This window comes from Pseudomonas sp. B7, assembly GCF_016735645.1.
Lineage (GTDB): Bacteria > Pseudomonadota > Gammaproteobacteria > Pseudomonadales > Pseudomonadaceae > Aquipseudomonas > Aquipseudomonas glycinae.
On record NZ_JAERRE010000005.1, the window covers coordinates 315070 to 339844 of the forward strand.

The 24775-nt window shown below is 56.3% G+C and carries 21 protein-coding genes and 1 pseudogene; 8 read left to right on the top strand and 14 right to left on the bottom strand.

Annotated elements, in window-relative coordinates; translation table 11 throughout:
• Window positions 1-177 precede the first annotated feature (177 nt).
• Together JKA62_RS14480 and JKA62_RS14485 are read left to right on the top strand one after the other, a co-directional pair.
• On the top strand, window positions 178-519 hold the full coding sequence (locus JKA62_RS14480) for a hypothetical protein (RefSeq protein WP_201818355.1): 342 nt from the start codon (window positions 178-180) through the stop codon (window positions 517-519).
• A 50-nt stretch (window positions 520-569) separates the two neighbouring features.
• Window positions 570-1715 carry a PQQ-dependent sugar dehydrogenase gene (locus JKA62_RS14485; protein ID WP_201818357.1) on the top strand — a complete coding sequence of 382 codons (1146 nt, stop codon included), beginning with the start codon at window positions 570-572 and terminating at the stop codon, window positions 1713-1715.
• Window positions 1716-1720: 5 nt separating this feature from the next.
• Here the strand turns inward: JKA62_RS14485 and rimI are convergent, their stop codons facing one another.
• Complete coding sequence (gene rimI / locus JKA62_RS14490) at window positions 1721-2824, bottom strand: ribosomal protein S18-alanine N-acetyltransferase (RefSeq protein WP_201818359.1); 1104 nt, start codon at window positions 2822-2824, stop codon at window positions 1721-1723.
• A gap of 92 nt (window positions 2825-2916) precedes the next feature.
• Here rimI and JKA62_RS14495 point away from each other — a divergent pair, with 92 nt between their 5' ends.
• From JKA62_RS14495 to ilvA, 3 genes and pseudogenes are all read left to right on the top strand, one after another.
• Complete coding sequence (locus tag JKA62_RS14495) at window positions 2917-4491, top strand: RimK family protein (RefSeq protein WP_007957450.1); 1575 nt, start codon at window positions 2917-2919, stop codon at window positions 4489-4491.
• 7 nt (window positions 4492-4498) lie between these two features.
• Window positions 4499-5422, top strand: coding sequence for a magnesium transporter CorA family protein (locus JKA62_RS14500; protein WP_085683743.1), 924 nt, complete (start codon window positions 4499-4501; stop codon window positions 5420-5422).
• Between the two features lie 204 nt (window positions 5423-5626).
• A pseudogene (gene ilvA / locus JKA62_RS14505) lies at window positions 5627-6616 on the top strand (threonine ammonia-lyase, biosynthetic); the annotation flags it as partial.
• Window positions 6617-6642: 26 nt separating this feature from the next.
• Here ilvA and eco read toward each other — a convergent pair.
• The gene (gene eco, locus JKA62_RS14510) at window positions 6643-7128 is read right to left on the bottom strand and encodes a serine protease inhibitor ecotin (protein WP_201818362.1); all 486 of its coding nucleotides are present in this window, start codon (window positions 7126-7128) and stop codon (window positions 6643-6645) included.
• Window positions 7129-7498: 370 nt separating this feature from the next.
• On the opposite strand from eco, the gene JKA62_RS14515 reads away from it, so the two are divergent.
• On the top strand, window positions 7499-7768 hold the full coding sequence (locus JKA62_RS14515) for a DUF1652 domain-containing protein (protein ID WP_011334036.1): 270 nt from the start codon (window positions 7499-7501) through the stop codon (window positions 7766-7768).
• Here the strand turns inward: JKA62_RS14515 and JKA62_RS14520 are convergent.
• Both JKA62_RS14520 and JKA62_RS14525 read right to left on the bottom strand, forming a co-directional pair.
• Window positions 7765-8163 (bottom strand): hypothetical protein, encoded by a 399-nt coding sequence (locus JKA62_RS14520; protein ID WP_011334037.1) that lies wholly within the window; start codon window positions 8161-8163, stop codon window positions 7765-7767. The genes JKA62_RS14515 and JKA62_RS14520 overlap by 4 nt on opposite strands.
• Window positions 8164-8253: 90 nt before the next feature.
• Window positions 8254-8514, bottom strand: coding sequence for a DUF2790 domain-containing protein (locus JKA62_RS14525; RefSeq protein ID WP_011334038.1), 261 nt, complete (start codon window positions 8512-8514; stop codon window positions 8254-8256).
• Window positions 8515-9003: 489 nt separating this feature from the next.
• On the opposite strand from JKA62_RS14525, the gene JKA62_RS14530 reads away from it, so the two are divergent.
• Window positions 9004-9300 carry a hypothetical protein gene (locus JKA62_RS14530; protein ID WP_011334039.1) on the top strand — a complete coding sequence of 99 codons (297 nt, stop codon included), beginning with the start codon at window positions 9004-9006 and terminating at the stop codon, window positions 9298-9300.
• Window positions 9301-9399: 99 nt separating this feature from the next.
• Here the strand turns inward: JKA62_RS14530 and JKA62_RS14535 are convergent, their stop codons facing one another.
• The 7 genes from JKA62_RS14535 to JKA62_RS14565 all read right to left on the bottom strand — a co-directional run bounded on the left by JKA62_RS14535 (window position 9400) and on the right by JKA62_RS14565 (window position 19920).
• Complete coding sequence (locus tag JKA62_RS14535) at window positions 9400-10296, bottom strand: tetratricopeptide repeat protein (protein ID WP_285355686.1); 897 nt, start codon at window positions 10294-10296, stop codon at window positions 9400-9402.
• 77 nt (window positions 10297-10373) lie between these two features.
• Window positions 10374-11345 (bottom strand): tetratricopeptide repeat protein, encoded by a 972-nt coding sequence (locus JKA62_RS14540; RefSeq protein WP_041475264.1) that lies wholly within the window; start codon window positions 11343-11345, stop codon window positions 10374-10376.
• Window positions 11346-11550: 205 nt separating this feature from the next.
• Window positions 11551-12525: a sel1 repeat family protein gene (locus JKA62_RS14545; protein ID WP_111539340.1), complete on the bottom strand. Its 975-nt coding sequence runs from the start codon at window positions 12523-12525 to the stop codon at window positions 11551-11553.
• Between the two features lie 177 nt (window positions 12526-12702).
• Entirely contained in the window at window positions 12703-13689 is a 987-nt protein-coding gene (locus JKA62_RS14550) for a tetratricopeptide repeat protein (RefSeq protein ID WP_011334043.1), read from the bottom strand.
• Window positions 13686-16976 carry a hypothetical protein gene (locus tag JKA62_RS14555; protein WP_236676533.1) on the bottom strand — a complete coding sequence of 1097 codons (3291 nt, stop codon included), beginning with the start codon at window positions 16974-16976 and terminating at the stop codon, window positions 13686-13688. Before JKA62_RS14555 ends, JKA62_RS14550 begins: the two co-directional genes overlap by 4 nt.
• Before the next feature lie 35 nt (window positions 16977-17011).
• Complete coding sequence (locus tag JKA62_RS14560) at window positions 17012-17875, bottom strand: DUF4123 domain-containing protein (protein WP_011334045.1); 864 nt, start codon at window positions 17873-17875, stop codon at window positions 17012-17014.
• The gene (locus JKA62_RS14565) at window positions 17866-19920 is read right to left on the bottom strand and encodes a type VI secretion system Vgr family protein (RefSeq protein ID WP_011334046.1); all 2055 of its coding nucleotides are present in this window, start codon (window positions 19918-19920) and stop codon (window positions 17866-17868) included. Before JKA62_RS14565 ends, JKA62_RS14560 begins: the two co-directional genes overlap by 10 nt.
• Before the next feature lie 362 nt (window positions 19921-20282).
• On the opposite strand from JKA62_RS14565, the gene JKA62_RS14570 reads away from it, so the two are divergent.
• Window positions 20283-21584: an OprD family porin gene (locus JKA62_RS14570; RefSeq protein WP_201818364.1), complete on the top strand. Its 1302-nt coding sequence runs from the start codon at window positions 20283-20285 to the stop codon at window positions 21582-21584.
• Between the two features lie 57 nt (window positions 21585-21641).
• Here the strand turns inward: JKA62_RS14570 and JKA62_RS14575 are convergent, their stop codons facing one another.
• Genes JKA62_RS14575 through xylB form a run of 3 tightly spaced genes read right to left on the bottom strand, consistent with a single transcriptional unit; the run spans window position 21642 to window position 24755 of the window.
• Window positions 21642-22262, bottom strand: a complete 621-nt coding sequence (locus JKA62_RS14575; protein WP_011334048.1) for a transglycosylase SLT domain-containing protein — start codon at window positions 22260-22262, stop codon at window positions 21642-21644.
• Window positions 22263-22306: 44 nt separating this feature from the next.
• On the bottom strand, window positions 22307-23245 hold the full coding sequence (locus tag JKA62_RS14580; RefSeq protein WP_201818365.1) for a carbohydrate kinase family protein: 939 nt from the start codon (window positions 23243-23245) through the stop codon (window positions 22307-22309).
• Between the two features lie 13 nt (window positions 23246-23258).
• Entirely contained in the window at window positions 23259-24755 is a 1497-nt protein-coding gene (xylB, locus tag JKA62_RS14585; protein ID WP_201818366.1) for a xylulokinase, read from the bottom strand.
• Between the last annotated feature and the right edge of the window lie 20 nt (window positions 24756-24775).

Below are 24775 nucleotides of genomic sequence, written 5' to 3' on the forward strand. Positions count from 1 at the left end.
TGATGTTCGGGTGACCCGTGGCTCGGTGTAAAAGTTTCCGTTGTTTGCAGGGGTGGTGGTAAACGGCAGGTCAAGCCGTGTTACATCTTGTTTAGCGGTGACGGGTTAACAAATCCGAACCCACGGCGTAGCGTGGACTCGAAGGCTCTAGTCCCTGCGCACCGAAAGAGGCCGTTCATGAACCGTTTCCTGCTTGGCATTGCGTTGCTCGCCCTCAGTGGCGGGCTGGTTCACGCCGATAGCGCAATAACCCGTTCATCGCTGTTGCTGGCACAAAGTCCGACCGGCAACAGCAACAATCCCTACAACAGCCCGATCCGCAGGGCCAACCCCAACAGCATGCAGGGCACCCAGCCCGGCACTCCGCCCGTTCGCGGGCCGAACACCGTTCCCGTGTCGCGTCCGCCGACCCTGGAAAATCGCGGCATCGGCAATGGCCAGCCGCTGCGCTCGGTCCCGAGCAAGTCACCCACCTTCATTCCCAATCCTCCAGCCCGTGACAGCGGGAGCAACCGTTGAATGGCAGAACCGTTTCTGTCAGCCCTTCAAACGAACAAAAGGAATCGTGCATGTTGCGTAATACCCTTCTGGCCAGCCTGTGTGCCAGTGCACTGATCGCCGCCCCGGCGTTTGCCGCCGCTCCCAAAGAGCTGCAAAGCGAGCAGGGCACCCTTGAAGTCACGACGATTACCCAAGAGCTCGAACACCCATGGGCCTTGGCGTTCCTGCCGGATCGTCAGGGCATGCTGGTGACCGAACGCCCCGGCAACCTGCGTGTGGTAGGCGCTGACGGCAAACTGTCCGCGCCGATCACCGGTGTGCCGGACGTCTGGGCCAAGGGGCAGGGCGGATTGCTCGATGTGGTGCTGTCACCGGATTTCAAACAGGATCGCCTCGTGTACCTGTCCTACGCCGAGGGCGGCGGTGCAGGTGACAAGGCCGGAACGGCGGTGGGGCGCGGTCGCCTGTCGGACGACCTGAAAACCCTGAAGGACTTCCAGGTGATTTTCCGCCAGGAGCCAAAACTGTCGGTCGGCAACCACTTCGGTTCGCGACTGGTGTTCGATCGGGACGGTTATCTGTTCATCACTTTGGGCGAAAACAACGACCGCCCGACCGCACAGGATCTGGACAAGCTGCAAGGCAAGGTCGTGCGGATCTACCCCGACGGCAAGGTGCCCGATGACAATCCCTTTGTCGGTCAGTCCGGCGTACGCCCGGAAATCTGGTCCTACGGCCACCGCAATCCCCAAGGCGCCGCGCTCAATCCATGGACCGGAACCGTGTGGGAAAACGAACACGGCCCGCGCGGTGGCGACGAGGTGAACATCATCGAACGCGGCAAAAATTACGGCTGGCCGCTGGCGACCCACGGCATCAATTACTCCATGCAACCGATCCCGGAAGCCAAGGGCAAAACCGCCGAAGGCACGGTCGGGCCGCACCATGTCTGGGAAAAATCCCCGGGTGTCACCGGCATGGCCTTTTACGATGCCGATCGCTTCAAACCGTGGCAGCACAACGTGTTCATCGGTGCGCTGGTGACGCAGGAATTGATTCGCTTGCAGTTCGACGGCGACAAGGTGGTGCATGAAGAGCGCTTGCTCGGCGAATTGAAACAGCGGATCCGTGATGTGCGTCAGGGACCGGATGGTTACCTGTATGTGCTGACCGATGAGTCCGACGGTTCGCTGTACAAGATCGGACTCAAATAAATGCGTCATGCGGGCGGGCGAGCGTAAAGCACCACCGCCGCCCGCAACTTGCCACGGCCGAAACGGCACATCTTCTCGAACTCCCCATGGCTGACCGGCACGTGCTGGCAGTCCATGGGCTGGCGATGCTGGCTGTGGTCGACATCCGGGTCGTGCAGGTAAACAAAGTCTTCATCGCAGTCGGTAACGATCACCCAGTGCGGCGACTTGGAGCGGGTCAGGCGATAGCTGCTGATCAGCACTAGGGTTTGTCCACCGTTGGCCAGCAGCGTGGGTAAATCCAGCGTTACGCCGATGACTTGATCGACATCGGTGTCGTTCAGTTGCGCCATGAACTCGTCATGCACCAGACGCATGACGTCTTTTTTATGCGCATCGCGTACGCCATCGAGAAACAGCGGCCCGGTCATGCTCAGTTGCAAACGTACTTTGAAGCCCCGGCGCCACGCTGCCAGTGCCAGGCCTTGCGGGCTGCAACCGCCATGGCCGGCCGTCATGAACACCGTGGTTGCTTCGCGCCACAACTGCAATTCCTCGCGCCGCTCCAGCAAACGATCGGCCTGCAATGCTCCCATGGCCATCAGCAGGCAGGCCGGGCCGCAGGTGAAATCGGTGGTTTGTCGGTAATAGGGGACCTTGATGTTGCGTGAGTAGCGGTGCTGGAGAATGCGTTTCTCCAGACGCAGCGCGTCGGCGTGATCCTCGTAGTAGTCATGGATCAGCGCAAAGCGCCGGTAACCGTTGCGCTCGTACAGGGCGATGGCGGTGGGGTTGTCGGTGCGCACTTCCAGCCGCAGGTAGGCGCAGTCGTGCTCGAGCGCACAGGTCTCGATCCGTTGCAGCAATTGCTTGCCCAGACCGCCGCCGCGCGCCTCGGGGGCAATTGCAATGGAATACAGTCGGGCCAGCGAGGTGCCGCGATGAAACAGCACCAACGCATACCCAGCCAGTTGACCCTCGCGTTCGGCCACCCACAATTGCCCGTGGGCACGGGTGATCATCCATTGGAAACTGCGGCGGGTGAGCCGGTCCGTGGTGAAACAGTGCATCTCCAGCGCGAGCAACGCTGGCAAATCCTCAATGACCGCCAGGCGAAAAACAGCATTCATATGACCACCGTAAAAGTTGCGTAACGAAACGGGACTTTCGAAAAACTTCGTGCTTAATAGAAAAGGTCTTGTTCTCCAACGGATCAATTTCTATGTCAGCGGTACAGGGTCATTGGCGCGAAGTATCCAGTCAAAGTTTGCCACCGGCAACTTATTTAAAACCGCAGATCAGAACGTCCAGTCAAGTGTTGATCATCGTCGAACGCAAGGAAGACTGGGCCTCGTACTTCCCCAGCGAAGACATTCTGACGGCGCAGGAATACCTCGAACAACCTCCCGACAGCGAGCCGGGAAAACGGGTGCAGGTGATCAACCTGTGCCGCAGCTACAAGTACCTGGGCCACGGCTACTACTGCTCGCTGCTGGCTGAGGCCCGCGGGCACAAGGTGATTCCGTCGGTGCGCACCATCAGTGAACTGACCCGAAAATCCCTTTACGGGTTGGCGCTGGATGATCTGGATAAAACCCTGGAAAAAGCCCTCAGCCATCATCTCTACAGCGACACCGAAGGTTTTACGCTGACACTTTATTTCGGCAGAACGCATATCGAGCCGTTGCAGGATCTGGCCCGGCAATTGTTTGAAGTATTTCCATGTCCGATTCTGTTAGTTGAGTTTCGTCGAACTAACGGCTGGCACATCGAAGGTATAAAATCCGGCGCCTTGCACAAGTTGCGCGACGATCAGGAAGATCAGTTCGCCAATGCGCTGGACGGCTTCAGTCGCAAGATCTGGCGTGTTCCGCGTTCGCCGCAAGTGGCGCGTTATGACCTGGCGATCCTGCATGATCCGCAGGAAGCCCTGCCGCCGTCCAATGCCCGCGCATTGGAAAACTTCGTGCGAGTCGGCAAAGGCATGGGCATCGATGTCGAGCTGATCGAACGCAAGGATTACGCAAGGCTGGCCGAGTACGACGGCTTGCTGATTCGCGAGACCACCAGCGTCGACAACCACACTTATCGCTTCGCCAAGAAGGCCGAGAGCGAAGGGCTGGTGGTGATGGACGACCCGACGTCGATCCTGCGCTGCACCAACAAGGTCTACCTCACCGACCTGCTCAACAGCCATCAACTGGGCATGCCGGCCACGGAAATCCTATACAAGGAGCGACCTGAGGACTTCGAGCGGGTCGGCGAGCGCCTCGGTTTTCCGTTGGTACTGAAGATCCCGGATGGCTGTTTCTCCCGTGGCGTGATCAAGGTCGAGAGCCAACAGGCCTTGCTGGAAGCCACCGCCGAACTGTTCGAGCATTCGGTGCTGTTATTGGCCCAGGAATTCTTCTACACCGAGTACGACTGGCGCATCGGCGTGCTCAACCGCAAACCGATCTTTGCCTGCCAGTACTTCATGTCCAAGGGCCATTGGCAGATCTACAACCACAAGGCCAAGGGCCAGGACGTCAACGGCGAATGCCGCACACTGGCGATTCATGAGGCGCCGCGTGCGGTGGTGGAACTGGCGGTGAAGACCGCCAACCTGATCGGCGACGGCTTGTACGGTGTTGACCTGAAACAGGCCGGCGACAAGGTGGTGGTGATCGAAGTGAACGACAACCCGAACCTCGACGCCGGCATCGAAGACGCCTACCTGCAGGACGACCTGTATTCGCTGGTACTGGAAGAGTTTGTGCGGCGCCTCGAACTCAAACGCCGTGGCCAGGCCTGGTGACCGGCCGATGATCAACAGCTTTGCACTCAATCACGGCGGTTTGCAGCGGGTCGAGCGGCTGGACGCCGAGGTGATGCTGTTCAGCGATCCCGACGCTGCCGAGCGCGACTTGCTCCACAGTCACTTCAAACTCGATGAACACGCGCTGGCCTCGGCGCTGGATCCGGACGAGGTGTCGCGGATCGAGTTTCACCCCGATCACTTGTTTCTCATCTGGAAGCGCCCGGAAAACTATTCCGGCGGCGGCAGCCTGGCGTTCGAGGTGTCGTCCTGTGGTTTGCTGTTCTCACCGGGCCAGTTGCTGGTGATCGCGACCGACGACACGCCGCTGCACGGCGTCGGCACACGTCAACCACTGAACACGCCGCTGGATGTGTTGCTGGACCTGCTGTTCAACAACATTCATCACTACCTCGGGCATCTGAAGGTGATCAAACTGGTCGCCCGGGAGTTGCAGCAGAAATTCAACGCCTCGATGCAAAACCAGCATCTGGTGCAGATGTTCAACCTCAGCGAAAGCCTGATCTATTACATCAACGCCTTGCACAGCAACGGCGCGGTGCTCACGCGGCTGCGCAATCACGCGGAAAAACAGCATTTCGGCAGCGAAGCCATCGGCCTGATCGACGACCTGATCATCGAAAACAACCAGTGCTACAAGCAGGCGGAAATCTATTCGACGGTGTTCTCCGGGCTGATCGACGCCCGGGGCAACCTGATGAACAACAGCATGAACAACCTGCTGCGCAAACTGACGCTGATCAACGTGGTGTTCCTGCCGCTCAACCTGATTGCGAGCATCGGCGGCATGTCGGAATTCAGCATGATGACCGCCGGCACGCCGTGGTGGGTGTCGTACCCGTTGTTTCTGGCGGCGATGCTGCTGGGGGCGGGCGGGATGCTGTTCGGGCTCAGGCGTCTGGCGAAATGAAAGCAAAATTCGCCATTGACTTGCCCGCAGCACCCGGGCTAATTTCGGGGCCATGACTTCCACCGTACTGCGCTGCCAGCCAAGCATTATTACCGCCATTCCTCATTTGGCGGGCTAGCTCACGACTGCAGCACCCAACCCGCCCTAGAGGCGGGTTTTTACTTTCTGTCTCCGGGGTTACGAATCAAACGTCAGGAGACGACCATGCGCTACAGCCCCGCCCAGCAAGCCCTGCTTGAGCAGTACGTGAAAAAGATCCTCGCCGCGCCGGTGTATGAACTGGCGGTGCGCACGCCGCTACAACCGGCGCCGGCGTTGTCCGAAACTCTGGGCAACCGGATCCTGCTTAAGCGTGAAGACCTGCAACCGACGTTCTCCTTCAAGATCCGTGGTGCCTACAACAAACTAGTGCAATTGAGCGATGAGCAGAAGGCGTGCGGGGTGATCACGGCGTCGGCGGGCAATCATGCGCAAGGCGTTGCGCTGGCGGCGCGGGAACTGGGCATTGCCGGGACCATCGTCATGCCGGCAACCACGCCTGAGTTGAAAGTGCTGGGCGTCAGTAGTCGCGGAGCCGAGGCGCTGTTGCATGGCGAAAGCTTTCCCTTTGCCCTGGCCCACGCGCTGCAACTGGCTGAGCAGACCGGCCGAACCTTCGTCTCGCCATACGACGATCCCGATGTGATCGCTGGCCAGGGCACGGTTGCGATGGAAATCCTGCGCGAGCATCAGGGCGCACTGGATGCGATCTTCGTCCCGGTGGGCGGTGGCGGGTTGATCGCGGGCATCGCGGCGTATGTGAAATACCTGCGACCTGAAGTACGGATCATCGGCGTCGAGTCGGAGCACTCGGCCTGCCTGAAGGCTGCCATGCTAGCGGATGAGCGAGTGGTGCTGCCCAACGTGGGCACATTCGCCGATGGCGTGGCGGTGGCGCAGATCGGCGCCTACGGGTTCGAGGTTTGCCGCTTCTGCGTGGATGAGGTCATCACCGTCAGCAACGACGAACTCTGCGCGGCGATCAAGAATATCTACGACGATACCCGCTCGATCACCGAGCCTTCCGGTGCTTTGGCGGTGGCGGGCATTAAAAAGTACGTGGCGCAAACCGGCGCACGGAGTCAGACGCTGATCGCCATCGATTCTGGCGCCAATATCAATTTCGACAGCTTGCGACACGTCGCCGAGCGAGCGGCGGCGTGCGGCGTTGTGGCTTGAAGTTACTCGGGAATGGCCACGCCAATCTTGTCCGAGGCCGACCAGATGCGGAAGCGCACTTCGACGTCCTGCGGTGCGTAAATCACGATCGGCAGCTTGCTGTTGTAGCGCACGGTGAAACCGTCACCGATCACCGGCACGAACGCTCGCTTTTTCTGGGTGCCGGGCGGGCAGGCCATCAGCGTGCTCATCGGGCCGCTGACTTTTTCCAGGCGGTAGAACGGAAAACCCCAGCCTTCGAGGTTTTTCTCTTCGAGGGTACCGCCCAGGCGTTGGCGGTTGCAGTCGACTTCGAGGGTCTTGCCAGCGAGGATTTCGACTTTGAAGTTTTCTTCCTGGGCCTGTTGCGGCAGGTGGATGACCTGGCGCGTGAAGCCCGCTTCGGCCTTCGGATAAGGCGCGGTGTCTTCAAGTTTGGCGGCGTGGGTGAGGGTGGACAGGCTGGCGAGCATCAGGCCGGCGGTCGCGTAAACAGTGAAATTTCCCATTGAAGCCTCCTGGCGGGTGTACGTTGGTTGACGGGCATTCTCACTGCCAAGGGCGATGAATGCAAACCGCCAGCCGCATGCAAATTGCAGTGCCTGCACGATCGAATCTTGCATTTTGCAACTGGCCAGTTGCCTGCCTTTTCGCCAAACCATTGATTTGCAAGGAGGTGAATGCAACCTGATGAAAGGCACGTTTTATGCGTTGATTTGGTGCAGCGCACCGAGTTCGGGCGCCTACACTCCAATGGGCATTTCGCAGTACAGCCGCTTGTCACACCCAAGGATTTAGCGGGGACACACCCGTGGGAACCGTGGCATCGGTCGACGTGAATACTTGATTGGCAGTCTCACAGTAAGGAGAGGTTTCGCCATGTTTCTGTCTGCCTTGGAACTCCGCAACATCATTGAAAGCAGCTTTCTACCGAAACGCTGCCAGTGCACGCTGTCCCCGGATCTGTCGATGACCGTCAAGGTGTATGGCGATCACCAGACCGATCAGGTTGAGCTGCAGGTGAGTGGCATCGATGCCAGTCATTTGAACAGCTGTCGCGAAATCAACGGCCTGATCGCCGGGTTGCGCTCAGATCTTGCGCTACAAACGGCGACCCAACATTCAGTGCCGCGATCCCGAGTCGTCTAACCGACTGTTTCACCCAGTTCGACCGTCACGCGCCGGGCCTGCAAGAAGCCAAGGCCCAGCGCGAACTCGACCAGCACCGCAAGCAGAATCCCGGGGCCGGCGTGGCCGTTGAGCCATTCAGCAAACCCCAGCACCGCCAGGCCAAAACAGCCGACGATAAAGCCGTTGCTCAGCGCATTGCGCGCGATCGATACCGGCGCGTTGCGCACCAGATAAAACATCACCCCCAACGCCGCAAACAGCACCGCGCTGCGCCGTGCGACGAATCCGGCGGCTTCCGAATACTCGATGCTCCAGATCGCCAGCAACATCTGTGGTGCCAGACCCCACGCCAAGGAAAGCAGAAAACAAAGGGAGAAGGTGAGGGTCGAGAGCGTGCGGAACGACAACTGCATGGCGAATCCTTGCGGCAGTGAGGAGGGCCCCGAGCATACTCTTCGAGACCCGTGCTCGCCTACCGCAAAGCCGCAAATCAGAGCTTTCTGTCAGTTCTGGAAGCTGCAGGCGTCAGATAATTTCCGGTAACTGATTTCTTCCGGTTTACCGGTGTTGTCGAGGTACTTCATGTCGGCGGTGATGACCTTGCACTCCTGCGTCTGCGGCTCGGTCAGGGAAACCACTTTGGCGACATGCAGCGGCATGCCGTATTCATAGGGAACAGCCTTGGAGGTGTCATTGGCCTGGGCCAGCCCGGCAAACGCGGTGCAGGCGAGGGCGGTGGTGAGCAGGAACGGACGAATGTTCATGATGGACTCCGGTGCGACGGAAATGGAGTTCGGCGGATTGCCAGCCAAACCTGCCGCACTCGGCGTCAGCCAGGGCTGAGGGTGTGCGGTTCAGTAGAGTTTTTGACCGCGGCGTTAAGCGATGGTTAACCGGGCTGAACGCCGGCTGTCTGGGTGAGGATTGTTTCGCGGGGGAGACTCGGCGGATTCCTACAAGGGTGGATGCCTTGTCTGCTTTCGGGGGCTGGAGCGGGGCGGTTATGGTTTGGCGTCGCTGCAAAATCAGCGGCTTAGGTTTGGTCACCTAAAATAACAGCCCTCAAGTGTGCCATTATTCGCTCCGTGGACATCTATGTCCTCGAAGTGCATTGCAGTGGCGGCTGTGTGCAGGGTCGCCTTCGGGCGTGCTGAGTTGGGTTGTTCTCGGTTGACCAAGCCTGCGCACAGTCCGCCTCCCCATCGTTTGGTCACGGTGTCGGCGGTTACTTACAACCTAATCGAGTAACTCCAATGCCAATCCTGAAAATAAGCTCCGCTCGCTATCTCCCGCTCAACAGCGGCGTCACTGACAGCGCACCGCTGGTCATCGACACCCAAGCCAACCCGAAAGACCTCTTCGAAGCCGCCGTGCAACGCATCCGCGCCGCAGCCGACCTGCTCGAAACCCTGCACTGCCTGTGCTTCAAACACGCCGACGTCCAGGACATTCCCCACATCACCCATGCGCTGTACCTGCTGACGCAGGATGGCAGTGATCTGCTGCAGGTTGCGCAGCAGAAAATGTTGAACTGGCAGGCGCCGGTTTGATGCTGTGACTAAAAAGCGGAAGGAGTGAGGCATCAATGCACTTCACTCCTTCCGCTTTTTCTATGCGCGACTTTCCGAATTCCGTTGGAGAACTTCGAACTAGTTTCCAAGCTTGTCAGGGAAAAAGGAGAGCGGCGGGTGGGTGGCTTTCCATTCCTTTGCTACGATCTTTGATTCTTCGATTTGTTCGGCTGTCATTTTGTTGCGAATTTCGTCACTTTTTCGCTCAACATACCGTCCGATTCCACCGCTATCATCAAGCTCGCCAAGCAAGGTGAACAGTGCATACCCTTTTATCATATCGAGTGGGTAACCAACTTTATCCGGCGTATGGGCTATGTAGGCGCCATAATTGCTTACAGCAGCTTGGTAACCGGTCTCGGCTCCTAACACAAGCCAATGGCGAATGCTCTCTGTATCACCTTCTATATGCAGTATTTCAAGATAGTCCATCATTGCTTTGGGATAGCCGCCTTCAGAAGAAAGCAAAAGCCAGTTTTTAACAGAGGCGTCACGTCTTCCTGGGATAAAAAAGAAACCCTCACCTTGTCGTTCACTTACCGCCATCCAGTATTGTGCGAGGGCATATCCTGCATTTGCGGACTTCTCGAGCCAAATGCGATCAAACGTTATCTCATACATTAGATACAACGACTCAGGATCACCGTTGTTGGCTTTTGCCAGCAGCAATTCTTTGGCATGTGTAAGCCACTCAACAGGAGACTTGGCGCTGGCAGGACAGTTATCCATGATTTTGCATAAATCTTCATTTTTGCGACCTAACTGGATCATTGCATATATGGAACCATTCACTGCCGCTGTTTCATACCAGTGCTGTGCTTCTGGTGTCATATAACGGTTGCGTTTTCGCAGAGCCTCCCCTAAGTAGTACTGAGACTCGACGCTTCCAGATTGTGCCTCTTTTTCTAACGCGGAGATAGCTTCTCCGAGTTTTAACTGATTGAATAAAATAATGCCTGAAGAAGCTTCACGCACCGGCTCCGAGAAAGAGTTAGGTGTGAAGCATATAAAAACCGTCAAGATTAAGCGGTTTATTAATAACCTCACTGGTTTCAATGTCCTAATTTTTCCGGATAAAACGAGAGAGGTGGATGGGTGGACTTCCAGGTTTTTGCGAGCCTTTTTGCTTCTGCCAGCTGCTCTTTGGTCATGTTTTTTTCAACCTCGGGCAATGTGTCTTTAACATTGTTTATCATGTTTCCGCCGCCATCAAGCTCTAGCAGGTTTGTTAGTAGAGCAAATGACGTTATTGGGTCAGGTGTAAATCCGTATGTTGGCTCTATTCCCCCAATATATAACGCATAACCAAAAACACCTGATACATAGCTCGACGCAGCAGCTCGTTCATTCCAAAGTCTGAAGGACGATAAATCTTTTTTTTCCATTCTGGATGCTGCGAAGCCCATCATGCCCGGTGGATAGCCATTTTCCGCAGACGCCTTCATCCATTTTTCAATCGCATCAGATCTTCTTGATGGCAATAGGAATGTACCGCCCCCTTCTTGGTACTTAGTGGCCAAACGAAACTGAGCCAACGCGAAGCCACCTTCCGCAGATTTTTCTAACCAGTCATCATTTCCTGTTATTTTCCATAACAGATACATTGACTCAGTGTTTCCTTTTGATGCCAGTTCAGTTGCAAGCTCTTTAGCTTTATTTGTCCACTCTTCGGGCGAATGCTCCGCAAAAGAACAATTTTTCATCGTTACGCACAAATCTTCGCCCGCTTCACCAAGCCGTATCATCGAATAGATATTGCCTCTTTGGGCAGACTCTTCGTAAGCTTTTTGCGCGTCCTTAGTCATATAGTGGTTATTTTTCCTTATCGCTTCGCCTAAGTAGTAAAGTGCTTCGTCATCACCGCCGTCGGCTGCGATTCTTAGGAAATCAATTGCAGAAATAGCTTTATATTGATTGTAAAGTTCAATGCCTTTGATTTTCGCTTGAGACTGTTCCTGTGTGAGCGCGAACGATGGTGAAGTCGCTAGGCTCAACAAAATTAACGCGAAAGTCACCAATTTCATTTTTGGCTGCCTGGTTATTTTGAATTAGCAAGGGAAAGACTCTGAGTAATTGGATCAATTACCCAGTTTGTCGGGGAAAAGAGAGGCGGTGGGTACCTTTCTTTTCATTGTCACAGATTTCGAGCATTCAATCTGCTCGATAGTCATATTACCTCTAATCACTTCGTATTTAACTTTAGTGACGCTTTGAGTGGCACGGTCCGCATCACAGGCCATATTTCCCTGGGTAGAAAGAAAGTGGCGGGTGAGTGTCTTTCCATTGCTTTGCAAATGCTTTTGCTTCTGTAATCTGCGCCGGACTCATTTTGCTTGCTATTTCTGGCAGTACTTCATCGACATAAGGCTTTATGTTTCCACCGCCATCAAGTTCTGTTAAAAGCGATGTGAGCGCGTAACCTTTAACTAAGTCCAGTGGGAAGTCATAAAGGGAAGAGGCATGTGCTAGGTATGCTCCATAACTGCTTACCCCGGATTGATAGCCGGTCTTGGCCGCTTCTTCGATCCAGTAGCGAGCATCGCTGAGATCTCCTCCGTGTTCATACAGATACGCCGCATATTCAAGCATACCTGCGGGGAAACCATTTTCTGCCGACGCCTTCAATAATCGCCCAACTTCCTCCGAACGTTTCCAAGGTAGAAAAAATTTCTCACCTTCCTTGTACCGGCTTGCCAGTAGCCATTGGCTTCTCGCGAATTTGAATTCAGCGGATTTTTCAAGCCACTCTAATTGCCCAGTGTACAAATACTTAACATACATGGCTTCGCCATCGTTGTTGTTCGCTCTTTTTTCCGTTTCTTTGTTTAAAAGGTCAATCCAGTCAGTACGTTTTTTTGAGCTTTGAGTGCAGTTGTTCATTACGTTGCACAGGTCGTTTTCTGATGTTGCTAATCGCAGCATTGCATAGAGGTCGCCTTGAAGAGCCGCTGCTTCATACCAGTTCTGAGCTTCAGCGGTTATATACTGACTCTGCTGGCGTAGCTCTTCACCTAAATAAAATTGAGCCTCCGTATCTCCAGCTTCTGCTGCAATACGTAATTCGGGTTCGGCTGTTTTATATTGATTGAATAGTGTAATTCCGCGCTTTTTCGCGGCTTCTTGTTCAGGAGTGAGCTGAGCGAAAGCGTAGGTTGAAAATATTAATGCAATCAATGCCATGGCTTTTATTGGTGTGCGGAACATCTTGCTTCGTCCTTCTGCGTGTTGCATCCTCTTAACTGTTTTTCCACATGTGACAAAAGTCTTTCTTGAAATTTAGCGCGATGACGTGGGTAGTTCAATTTTGTGTAGTTCCCCACGCCAGTAAATATAGTAGTTCCAAGCGCTGTCTTTCAAAGTAATTAAGGGGGTGCGACCGTATTAGTCACCTAACTTATCAGGGAAAAAAGAGAGCGGCGGGTGTGTGGCTTTCCACTTTTGTGCGAATACTTTTGCTTCCGCTATTTGCGTTTGTGTCATTTTTGCAGCGATTTTAGGAAGCTTATCATTGACGTTGGCATCCATGCCGCCTCCGCCATCAAGTTCTTTCAATAAATAAATCAAGGCGTACCCTTTGATTATGTCATAAGGGAAGCCATACGTATCAGGCTCATGGGCCAGGTCTGATCCATACCCGTACACCGTAGTGGCGAAGCCAATTGAGGCAGCCTGTTCGTTCCAATATCGAAAACTTTCCATGTCACCCTTCTCGAAAAGAATGGCAGCGTACTCCATCATTCCCTTGGGATTGCCTCCAAGAGCAGACGCCTTTGCCCAGTTCTCGACAGCTTCCGACCGTTTCCAAGGCAACAAAAAGGATCCATTACCTTCCTTATATCGAATAGCAAGCAGCCATTGACCTTGAGCAAAACCAGACTCTGCGGATTTTTTTAACCACTCCAACTGGCCAGTCGCCAAATACATGACATAAGCGGATTCGGCGTCACCCTTTTCAGCTTTAGATGTAGCCAACTCTTTAACTATATTCATCCACTCTGCCGAAGTTTTTTGCCCGGGAGGGCAGTTTTTCATCGTCGTACAGAGATCATTATCCGAGCGGGCGAGCCTAAGCATGGCGTACAGATCACCCTGTGCACTTGCCGCTTCCAACCATTTTTTTGCCTCAGGCGTAATGTATTGGCTTCTTTGTCGGATTTCTTCAGCTAGGTAGAACTGTGCTTCAGCGTCACCTGCTTCTGCAGCAATCCGAAGTTCCGCTTCAGCAGATTTATATTGATTAAAAAGCGTAATTCCTTTTTCTTTAGCAATCGCCTGATCGCTTGTAAGCGCCATCGCGGAATGAGATGCAAAGGCTAGGAACACAAAAAAAACTTGGGCTATTGATTTGTAGTGCTTATTTTTAATCATTTTACGCTATCGTCCGGTCCGGTATAGGTTGCTTTTCCACCTGGCAAATATGTTCTTCCGTAGTGTGTAATCCGAGAGCAATAGCCGTCTAGCCGCTCGCCAAGAGTTTTTACGTGCGCTTTGTATCGGGCTCGGGTGTCGTCACTTGTTCGATCTTGAAGTCGCATAACTGCTTCTGACATGAAGTTATCCATGTGCAGGCGGTTCTCGCAGTACTTCTGGTTTTGGTTCTGCTCTTTTGTCCCAAACCTGTTCATGCACATACAGGCTTCTTCAAATTGGCTTTTCGCCTTTGAAATAGTTCCATCTTTTTCGGCGCGCTTTAATATCCAACCAAGAATGCGCTCAATTGCTTTTTGCTGAAGAAGGTGAGCTTGGTCATGACTATATTCGGAAGCCTGGCTGCTGTCGGATAGCTTTAGTGGAATTTTGAATGCTTCCGCTGCACTGGTAAGTGTCATTAGCATTGGGCCCAGCGCTCCCGGCGTAGCTGCTATGAACCACTCTTCCAGCTCTGCTTGGTTTCGATATGTCATGATGGTATGAGCAACGGTACCACCTCGACCACCCCCCGTTAACGCCTCATACAACGACATCACCATATCAACACCCTGCATATAAGACATCGCTACTTCCATGCCGGCAGCACCTAGGAAGTTGAGCTTATCGATGTAATCAGCCGCATCATCCGTCACAAAAATCAGCGATTTGTCCTGATTTTTGTGCATCTCACGGCGCAGCAGGTTAATCAGGTCAGTAACGCCGTCATACCCGACTTCAAACTGGAATTCGCCGCCGGCACCTGTGCCGACAATGAGAGAGGCCTTGAACCGCATGATGAAGCGGCCTTCGTGCAAGGAAATGCCAATGTCTGCGTTTGCACCGAGGCCGTAAGCGGCAGTAAATCCAGCTGTCAGTCTCGCTAGACTCGACCATTGGCTGGCTTTCGTGCTGTTGACGCTGTTACTCATTCCCGGTGTTGGCGCTGCGCGCAGGGCTGCTATGTCTTTTGGTGGTGCCCAGTTCAAGGCACCGGTCAGCAGAATCCCGGCTTGCACCCCAGCAAAAAGATTGAATTGGGCTTTAGCGCCGTCTTCCACCCGAACCTTGGCAGCGTCGCCCTCAAGTACAGGTTCACTTCGCGCGGTTGCGGCAGTCGCATTGGTGGTATCCGCGCGTTTTGCATCGGTGATTTCCGGAAGGTTGAGCCCGCCTTGCACGTTCGCGCGGCCCAACTGCACGCTGGAAGAAAGGAGGAGGGTTGCACCCGTATACCCCCAGGCTCTAGCGCCCAAGTGAATCGAGAACCGACCCAGGTTCAGATTTTTGCGGTTTTTCTCATAATCCAGGTAAGGCACCAGGATGTCTTTCGCTTGATCTCTCCCCGGAAGATCCATTTTCATCAATTCAACCTCACCGCGAGCGAGGTCGATTCCCAGACTTGCTTCGGCTTTGGCGGAGGCTTTGAAATTATCCGCAACGCTGAAGCTTGGGCCGCTGACTTTGGTAGCGGTGTGAATTGATGACTGCGGTGGGGTGAGGCAGCGAACCAGTTGAGCTTGAGGGCTGTTGTCGAACAGACGCAACGAGCTTCTGACTTCTTCCTTAAAAAGCAACTGACGAAGACGGAGCCCCCAATCTTTGCGCGCCCCCGCATCCTCAAACGTTTCGACCTTGTAGTTCTTTGACTTCAAGTAAGAGTGGAACATCTCAACGTCAAACCAGCCTTTTTCATCAAACCAGTCGCTCTGTTGGTCCTTGATGGCCAAAGCGCCTTGTTCACGAAGCCATTCATGGAAGGGGTTGTCGTCAGAGTCCGACTCTGCCTTTCCGTTGCTGTTACCTGGAAGTTTCTGCAAGTCCTTGCTTGCAGCGGCACCGATTTCGCTTGCGTCTTTTTTCAGCACCTTTGTGATGCCTTCAAGATTGAGCAAGCTCAAGTGTTTGACTGGACTGTTGGGGCTATTGAAAAGCGCGACTTCGCGCAAAGGAAATCCTGCCTTGACCAAGCGCTCTTCCGGTTTCGGTTGAAACTGCTCGGGCTCCCATAACAGGTGACGTAATGGCAAGGCAGCAGCCACTGCTGCCTCGGCGTCTTCACGAAGCTTCAGACGAGCTTGCTGGATACGCTGCCATTCTGCTTGCTCCGCTTCAACGATACCTGTAGGTGCCGCGACGTTCTGCCCGCTCGCGTCAATCCAGGCTTTATATTTCGAACGGATCTGCTCGGTGAGCTTGATCTGTTGCTGTTCCATCTCAAGGTAAGCCTTGAATTTCTCGATGCCTGCACTGATATCGCCAGTGTCGGGAATGAGTGCAAACTCCGGCAGGGCCAAACCGTAGTCAGCAACTTTCAAGATCGAATCAATATACGCGGCGAAGTCTTTTTCGACTTTCTTGCGCTCGTTGGCGACTTCCTTCAAATAGCCACACATCCGGGCTTTGCCATCGATTACGCAGTTAGTCGCGTCCAGATAGGCTTTTTTGTTTTTTTGGAAGTCTTCTTCTTTCAGAGTCGTCAGCTTGCCACTGGAGGTGAGTGCCGAACGTGCCTTCAGATAGGTCTGTACACGACTTCTCGCTTCGAGTGCTCCCGGAGAAAACAGGTTGCCACTTTCGTAGGTGTAGCCTGCTACTTTGGCTTGCGCGACGGCGATGTTTTTCAGCTTCTTCCATTCGCTGTAGAGCCGCTGCAGTTTCTGCCCATCAGAGTTGGCTTCAAGCAGACTCGCTTGTTGTTGATTGGCAAGTTCCCGATTGCGAGCGTATTCGCTCTGGTCCGGTTGCTTGTCCAGCGCCGCACTATTGCGGGCTTCTCGGCTGACAGCCTTCAAGCGCATAGCCATCGTGGGTTGCGCGATATCCGGCTCCTGAGCTTCGATTTCCAGCATTCGGCTTTTTTGCTCGCCTTGCAGGAAGTTAGTCAGCTTTGGCTCAAGGAAGTATTCCAGCAGCCCTGCGGTGTTCATCCCCTTGAGCCGTTCTTCTGGAGACTTGCTTACGCTGATATGTTGTTCAAGTTCATTCATCGCTTCTTTGATCGAGCTGGCAGCACGTTCTGGCAATAGATAGAACATTTTTTCCTTGGTGGCGTAAATCACCTCACCATAGGACGTCGAGCAAGGTGTCTTTACCTTGTCGAACGCGTTGGAACAACTGTCAGGCGCTTTGGGCTGCGGATCAAGCTCCAGCGCTGGCTTGCTCTCAACCGCTGCTGTTTGGGTCGATGCATTTGCAGTTGGACCGTTGAGATTTTCCTTGGGGGCTTTCGAAATACCAGTTTCCATTTCGCTTCCATTCATTCTTTACGCGGACGGGGTCATCAGGCAGCGCTGGTGGAGAGTTGCTGCAGCTGCTGAACCTTGATGAACGACTCTTCCCTGGATTGCAGGATGGTCATTGCCTGAGGCTGCGCTTCGAGCAGCGGGCCGTTGGTGATCTGGCCCAGCTTCAGTAAATGACGACCTTCATAAATGTTGTGGGCAACCAGTACATTGAGGTTTTCGACGAGGTTGGGCAGTTCCTCGTCAGTGGGTTCGCCATAGATGGCGTAATGCTCATCAACCCAATAAACCCAGCCCAGATATTCCTGAACCTTTGGCGCTGCTGGTGGCAGGTTGAACGCTGAGACGTCGCCCAGCCATTCAAGTTCCGAAACGCTGCGCCAGCTTAGCCAATGGCCCCGACTGCTGCCAAAGTGAACCGGGGCAGGGCTGTAGACGCGTTGCCATGGGCCGAATAACTGATGCGAAGTTTCGTCTGCGGTATAGGCCAATGCGGCCCAAAGGCTTGGCTTTTGGTAACTCAGAAGGCTTTGACCGCCGGACCCATCGTTGGCACGCAGCAGCCAGCGAGCATGGGCCAGTGCCTTGGCCGGCTCATCAGTGATGAGTGCAATGCCGGCGTAATCTTCTTCGCAGAGTTTTGCTGCTTCGGCAGCCAGGCGACTGCCCCAAGGCGCGATCAGCCATAACGGGCCGTCATTGGCCATTTCAGCGAAATCGGTGGCGAGAAACAGGCCTTGGGAGTCGATAGGCTCGCCGATGCGATAGAGGCGGCTCATGGTGTCAGGCTGACGGGTACGGTCAATGATGAAACACAGTGTCGAGCCGGCGCTCTCTCGGGGTAGCTGTTCGAATGTGTGGCGCGGAGCCGCCAACAAAGCACTCAGCGCTTTTACATGCATGTGCAATCCTTACGGCTGCAAGCGCCGTTACTCTGTTTTCCGCACAGCGGCGTGATACCGGATTCATTCAGTCGTTTAGGCAGCGGAATCGGGACTTTCCCAGCCTTATCCGCATCCACCACCTTCATCGGCCCCGGCAACAACGGCGCTGCCGGTGTTCCCACGCCCGGCGCGCCGCCGGTGTTGATCTTCACTTCGGCACCACTGATGGTCACGCCGCCGGCATCGGCTTTGACGAAGCTGCCGCCGGCCTTGGCGGTCAGTTCCATTGCGCCTTCGATCACGACTTTCTGGCCGGCGTAGTAGTGGATCTCGGTTCCCGCTTCGACCAGTTGCGCCGTGCCGACCTTGAGGTGCTGGGTCACGGCGACGGTCAGGTGATCGTTGGCACGCATTTCACTGATGCGATTCAAGTGAGTGATGCGGTGTTCTTCGACCTTGAACTCGCTGTACGTGTTGGCTTCAACCGTGTCATGCCGTTCGTTGCCGACGCGGATTTTCTGGTCGTGCTCGATGTTCTCGTCCCAGTCGCGCTGGGCGTGGATGTAGATCTGTTCCGCGCCTTTCTTGTCTTCGATGCGGAATTCGTTGTAGCCCTTGCCGCCCGGTGAACTTAGGGTCTTGAAGGTGCTGCGGGTCTTGTTCGCCGGCAGGGCGTAGGGGACGACGTTTTCCTTGTGGTACAGGCAACCGGTCACCAACGGTTGGTCGGGGTCGCCTTCGAGGAAGGTCACCAGCACTTCCATGCCGATCCGTGGAATGGCGATGCCGCCGTAGGCTGCGCCGGCCCAGCCGCTGGCGACGCGCAGCCAGCAGGTGGTCTTGTCGTCGGCCTGGCCGTCGCGGTCCCAGTGGAATTGCACTTTCACGCGGCCGTACTGGTCGCAGTGGATTTCTTCGCCAGCGGGGCCGGTGACGATGGCGGTCTGGCTGCCGAGGACTTTCGGTTTCGGGTGTTCGAGGGCAGGGCGGTAGTGGGCGTCCCACGGGGTGGCCACGAAGCTGTTGCGGTAGCCCTGGTGGAAATCGCTTTTGTTGTCGGTGACGTCGCTGGTGACGTTTTCGCCCAGCACTTGCGGCTGTTTGCCTTCGTGGAAGACTTCCAGCAACAGCCACAGATCGTTCCATTCGGCGCGCGGGTGTTCGGCCAGGGTCATGAAGTGGCCGCTGGTCAGGGTCGGCTCGTCACCTTTGCCTTCGGCGAGTTTGTAGTCGCTGCGATGGCGTTCCAGCGCGCGGGTCGAGAGGAATTTGCCGCGCTCGCGCGTGGTGAAGCGGCCGGGGTAGTCGTAGTCTTCCAGGTCCGGCATGAACTCGGATTTAGCGGCGCCTTCGGGCAGGATCTTCGGTTTTTCGAAATCGTAGTCGCGGCGGCTGACGCGGCTGGTACGGGTTTCCAGGCGCAGGTTGAAGCGCTTGATCACCGGTTTGTCGGCGGTCATGCCGGAGTCTTGCTGGTAGTTGACCGGTTTCAGTTTGCGGAACACGGTCTGGTCGTCGCCGAACACCAGTTTGTGGCCGCTGCTGCTGTGCTGGAAGTGGAAGTGAATGCCTTCCTCTTCGCACAGACGCTGGATGAAATGCAGGTCGGATTCGTCGTACTGCACGCAGTAGTCGCGTTCCGGGTATTCGGCGCCGAGCTGGAAGCTGTAGGCATTGCCCAGAATCCCGCGTTCTTCCAGCACCTGGGCGATGATCTTCGGCACGGTGAGGTTCTGGAAAATCTGCTGGTCATGGTTGTGCCGCAGGTAGGCCAGTTGCGGCACCAGGCTCAGGCTGTAACGGGTCAGGGTCTTGCCGGAATCGCCTTGTTCGATGCGATACACCAGGCCATGAATCGTGCCCTCGCCAGTGGCGCCGAAGGTCAGGCAGCCAGGCTTGTGCAGGAGTTCTTCAAGATTGAGGTCGGGACGGGCGCTGACCAGTTCGAGGTCGAAACGGAACGGTTCGTTGAGGGCTTCGCGACCGGTGAAACTGAGGACTTGCAGGTCGGCGGAAGCGCCTTCGAGCGTGAGGGTAATGTGGGTAGCATTGGCGTCCAGCATGCCTTGTTTTCCGTCCTTTGGATTAGCGTGGGCGGATGGTGCAGGATTAAACGGCCTCGTTCAAGGCGCAAATGCCGTAGATGCTGCGGTCCGAACCCATAGGGAAAACCCTTAGGCCCACGGTTGGGCCCAGTAAAACAGGCACTTTCGGACGGACCAATCTGCCGCGGACGCCGAATGCAGCGTCCAGGAACAACCAGTCAGTTTCAGACTAAAGTCGCCTGTAGCACGTCAAAGCCATCTGCCATCATTGCCGTTCACCCCCGCGTGTTCACTGCCTCCCGGTTCTTAACTGGTCCGGGACGGGAGCTATTTCTGGTTGTTTGCGCCTCTGCGCAATCGTTGTTCTGTTGGAGTTTTCAATGCGTCCCCCATTTCCCCTCATCACCCCGCGCCAGTCGCTTGGCTTCGGAGCCTTTGTGCTGTGCGCCGGTTTTACCGCACAGGTCCAGGCCAGCGATTTTTTCGAAGACACCACGGCGAAGATCGAGTCGCGCACGGTGTACTTCAACCGCGATTTCCGTGACGGGCACACCTCCAGTGATCAGGGCGCGTCCAAGCGCGAAGAGTCGGCGCAGGGTTTCATTCTCAATCTGCAATCGGGCTACACCGAAGGCACCGTCGGTTTCGGGATCGATGCGCTGGGCATGGCGGGATTCCAGCTCGATTCCAGCCCGGATCGCAGCAACAGCGGCTTGTTGCCGTCCAGCGGCGACAACCCGCGCGGCTCGAAAGGTCAGTACGCGAAAATGGGCCTGACCGCCAAGGTCAAAGTCTCGGACACGGTGCTGAAATACGGCGCACTGCTGCCGGATCTGCCGTTGCTCAAGTACAACGACGGTCGCCTGCTGCCGACCATGTTCAACGGTGCGATGCTGACCTCCAAAGAGGTGAAGGACCTGACCTTCATGGCCGCGCGTCTGGACAAGTACACCGCCCGGGACTCGAGCGATTCGCAAGACATCCGCGTGCACTGCAAGAACAAGCGCTATGCCTGCAACACCACCGCCGATCATTTCGACATGTACGGCTTCGACTACAAGATCAACGATCGCCTGACCGCGCAGTACCACTACGCCGAGCTGGAAGACATCTATCGCCAGCATTTCGTGGGGCTGTTGGCCAATCAGCCGCTGGGTGACGGCGTGTTGAAAGCCGATCTGCGTTTGCTGAAAAGCGCCGACAGCGGCGATGCCAAAGCGGGCTCCATCGACAACCGCGCCTTGAGCGGCATGCTGTCCTACGGCATCAGCGGTCACACTTTCAGCGCCGGCTGGCAGCGCATGAACGGCGACAATTCGATGCCGTATCTGGATGGCAGCAACCCGTATCTGGTGAACTACGTGCAGGTCAACGACTTCGCCGCCGCGCAGGAACGTTCCTGGCAGTTGCGTTACGACTATGACTTCAAGGCGATCGGCATCAACGGCCTGAGCTTCCTGACCCGTTACGTGAACGGTGATCACATCAAAGTTCCGGGCAGCGATCAGGAAGGCAAAGAGTGGGAACGCGACAGCGAGTTGAAGTACGTGATTCAGACCGGCACGTTCAAGGACGTCAGCCTGCGTTTGCGTAATGCGACGTACCGGACGAACTACGAGAAGTTTGCCCGGGACGTGGATGAGACCCGGTTGATTGTGAGTTACAACTTTTCGGTGTTGTAAATCCGCGCCAAAAAAAACCATCGCGAGTTAACTCGTGATGGTTTTTTTGGCTTGGGATCAGAGCCAATGCCAGAACCGGCTCCAGAACCCGCGATTCAAATCATCCTTGCACGCCGCGTATTGCTGGCCGTACATGTCCGAGCGGTTCTGCACCTTGCGCGCCACCGGCATCAGCCACGCCTTGCTGGCGTAGGTCTTCTGGCGAAAGCCGCCCCAGCCTTCGTGGTAGTTGAGGTACTGGTTGTAGGCGTCGTACTTGTACACGCCGTTGATCGAGGTGGTCTTGTCCATGTACCAGCCAACGAAGTCGATGGCGTCGTCGAAGTCTTCACGATCGGCGCCGTAGCGACCGGTGCTTTTCTGGTAATCGGCCCAGACTTCATCCTTGGCTTGGGCATAGCCCGAGGCCGTCGAAACCCGGCCCCACGGGATCACCCACAACAGGTATTTGCGCGGCGTCTTGGCGTCGTAGCGGTAACCGGACTCCTGATACATGATCGCGAACGGCACCTGGATCGGTACGCCCCAGCGCTTTTGCGTAACTTGCGCCGCGTCGTACCAATCACTCTTTTCGCGGAAAATCTCGCAGAGGTTTTCCGGCGAGCGCGGTGGCGATGTTCCGCAACCGCTCAACAGTGCCGCCAATACCAACAGTCCAACCGTGCGCCGCGAATTCAAAAGCCGTCATCCCGTCGTGCAAAAAAGGGCGCCAGTCTACGCGGTCAGGTCAACTGGTGGCGATAAGGCAAATCCGGACCTGTTTTACTGCATGTAAGGGCGGCGGCCTGTACGGCAAACCTGAGCATGCCGTCGATCTGTTCGCGGCTCAGGTGCTGCACGCCTTCCACCGAGTCCAGTTCATGTTCGGTCAGCCAGGTGATCAGCGCGGCCTGGAAGGTATCGCCGGCGCCGACGGTATCGGCAATTTTCACCGAGCTAGCCGGCACCGACCATGAACCGTGGGCACGGCTGAACACGGTCGCGCCTTCACCGCCACGGGTCAGGAACACCACCTGGCAGCGATGCTGCAACCAGCCTTCGATGACGCGCGCCGTATCTTGTTCGGGGTACAGCAGGCTCAAGTCTTCGTCGCTGACTTTGATCAAGTCCGCCAACGGCACCAGCGTAGCGATTCGTTCGCGCCAAAGGTCGATGTTCGGCTCGGGGTTGAGGCGCACGTTCGGGTCGAGGCTGATCAGGCGTTTGCCGCTTTCACGCTGCACCAGCGCAAGCAAGGTATCGGCAATCGGCTGCACCACCAGCGAGAAGGAACCGAAGTGCAAACCGCGCACTTCAGGGCCCAGCGTCGGCAGGTGCGCCAGGCTCAACTGGCGGTCGGCGCAACCTTCGCCACGGAAGCTGTAATGCGGCGAGCCATTGGCGCCCACCGCGACCATCGCCAGCGTGGTCGGTGCAGCGAAATCGACCAGATAATCCGGGTGTACGCCTTCATCCTGCAACACTTGCTGCAAGCGTCGTCCGAGGTAGTCGGTGGACAACCCGCCGAACAGCGCCGAATCCACGCCCAGTCGGCGCAAACCCACCGCCACGTTGAACGGCGAGCCACCGGCAATCGCCTTGAAATTGACTTTCGACGCCTGCCCGCCGGCATCGTCTTCGCTGAAGAAATCGAACAGCGCTTCGCCACACACCAGGTACATAGTTGTTTGCTCTTTATAAGGTTGCGACATGCAGTCGATAGCGTTCATAGGCCTGCTGGAACGCCGCGACATTCGCGGCAACCGGCAGGGTTTCACTGTTCAGGTCGAGCTTCACGCAGCGCTGGCACAGATCGGCCAGGGTGTCTTCGTGGCCGTTCGACCACGACTTGCACCACGCCGCCTGAATCGCCGCGCCCAGCGCTGCGGCTTCGCTTTGCTCGGTGCAGATCACCGGAGTGTTCATGATGTCGGCGACGATCTGCCGCCACACCGCGCTTTTCGAACCGCCGCCGATCAGGCAAATGCTGCGGCTTTGTAAACCATTCTGGCGCAACAGATCCAGTCCATAACGCAGGCCGAAGGTGGTGCCTTCGACGGCGGCGCGGCACAGATTGGCTTGCGTCAGGTTATCGATCGTCAGGCCATGCAGGCTGCCGGTGGCATGGGGCAGGGGAGGCACGCGTTCGCCGTTGAGGAATGGCAGCATGCTCACGCCCTCGGCGCCGATCGGGGCCTGGGCCACCAAGGCGTTGAAGGCGTCGAGATCGAGGTCGAACAGTTCGCGGATCGCGCCGGTGGCGTTGGTCAGGTTCATGGTGCAGATCAACGGCAGCCAGCCACCGCTCGACGAACAGAAGGTCGCGACCGACGCATCCGGGCTGACCTTCGGCGCTTCGGCGTAGGCGTACACCGTGCCGGAAGAACCGAGGCTCATGGTGATCGCGCCCGGCTGAATATTGCCGGTACCGATGGCGCCCATCATGTTGTCGCCGCCACCGCTGGAGACCTGTGCGTTGGGGTTGATGCCCAGTTGCTCGGCAACCGCCGGCAGGATCGTGCCCACCGCTTGATGGGCGTCGATCAGCTCGGGCAGCGCGGATTGCAGACGGCCACTGGCGTCGATGTCGCGCAGCAGCTGCAGATCCCATTGGCGGGTGCGCACGTTGAAATAGCCGGTGCCGGACGCATCGCCGTATTCGCTGCACGCACGGCCGGTGAGCCAGAAATTCAGGTAGTCGTGGGGCAACAGAATTCGTGCGATGCGGGCGAACACGTCCGGATGCTGTTCCTTGGTCCACACCAGTTTGGAGACGGTGTAGCCCGGCGCGATGACCACGCCGAGGCGTTCCAGCGAGCCTTGTTCACCGCCCAGGTGAGTCAGCAGGCGATCGTTTTCAGGCGTGGTTTCGGTGTCGCACCAGAGCTTGGCCGGGCGCAGGACCTGGCCTTGGTCGTCGAGCAGCACCAGGCCGTGTTGCTGGCCGGAAACGCCGATGCCCTGGATCGACTGGCCGTCGATATTTGCCGCCAATAAAGCGCGGCGGGTGGCGAGGGCGAAGGCTTCCAGCCATTGCGCGGTGTCCTGTTCGCGACGGCCGTTGGCGCCGCTGATCATCGTGTGGGCAGCGGCGCCCTGGCCGAGAACCTGACCGCTGACAGCGTCGAGGATGATGGCTTTGGTGCCTTGGGTGCCGCAGTCGATGCCGAGGAATAGTTGTTGTTTGTGCATGGTGTGAACCTGTTGGTTTT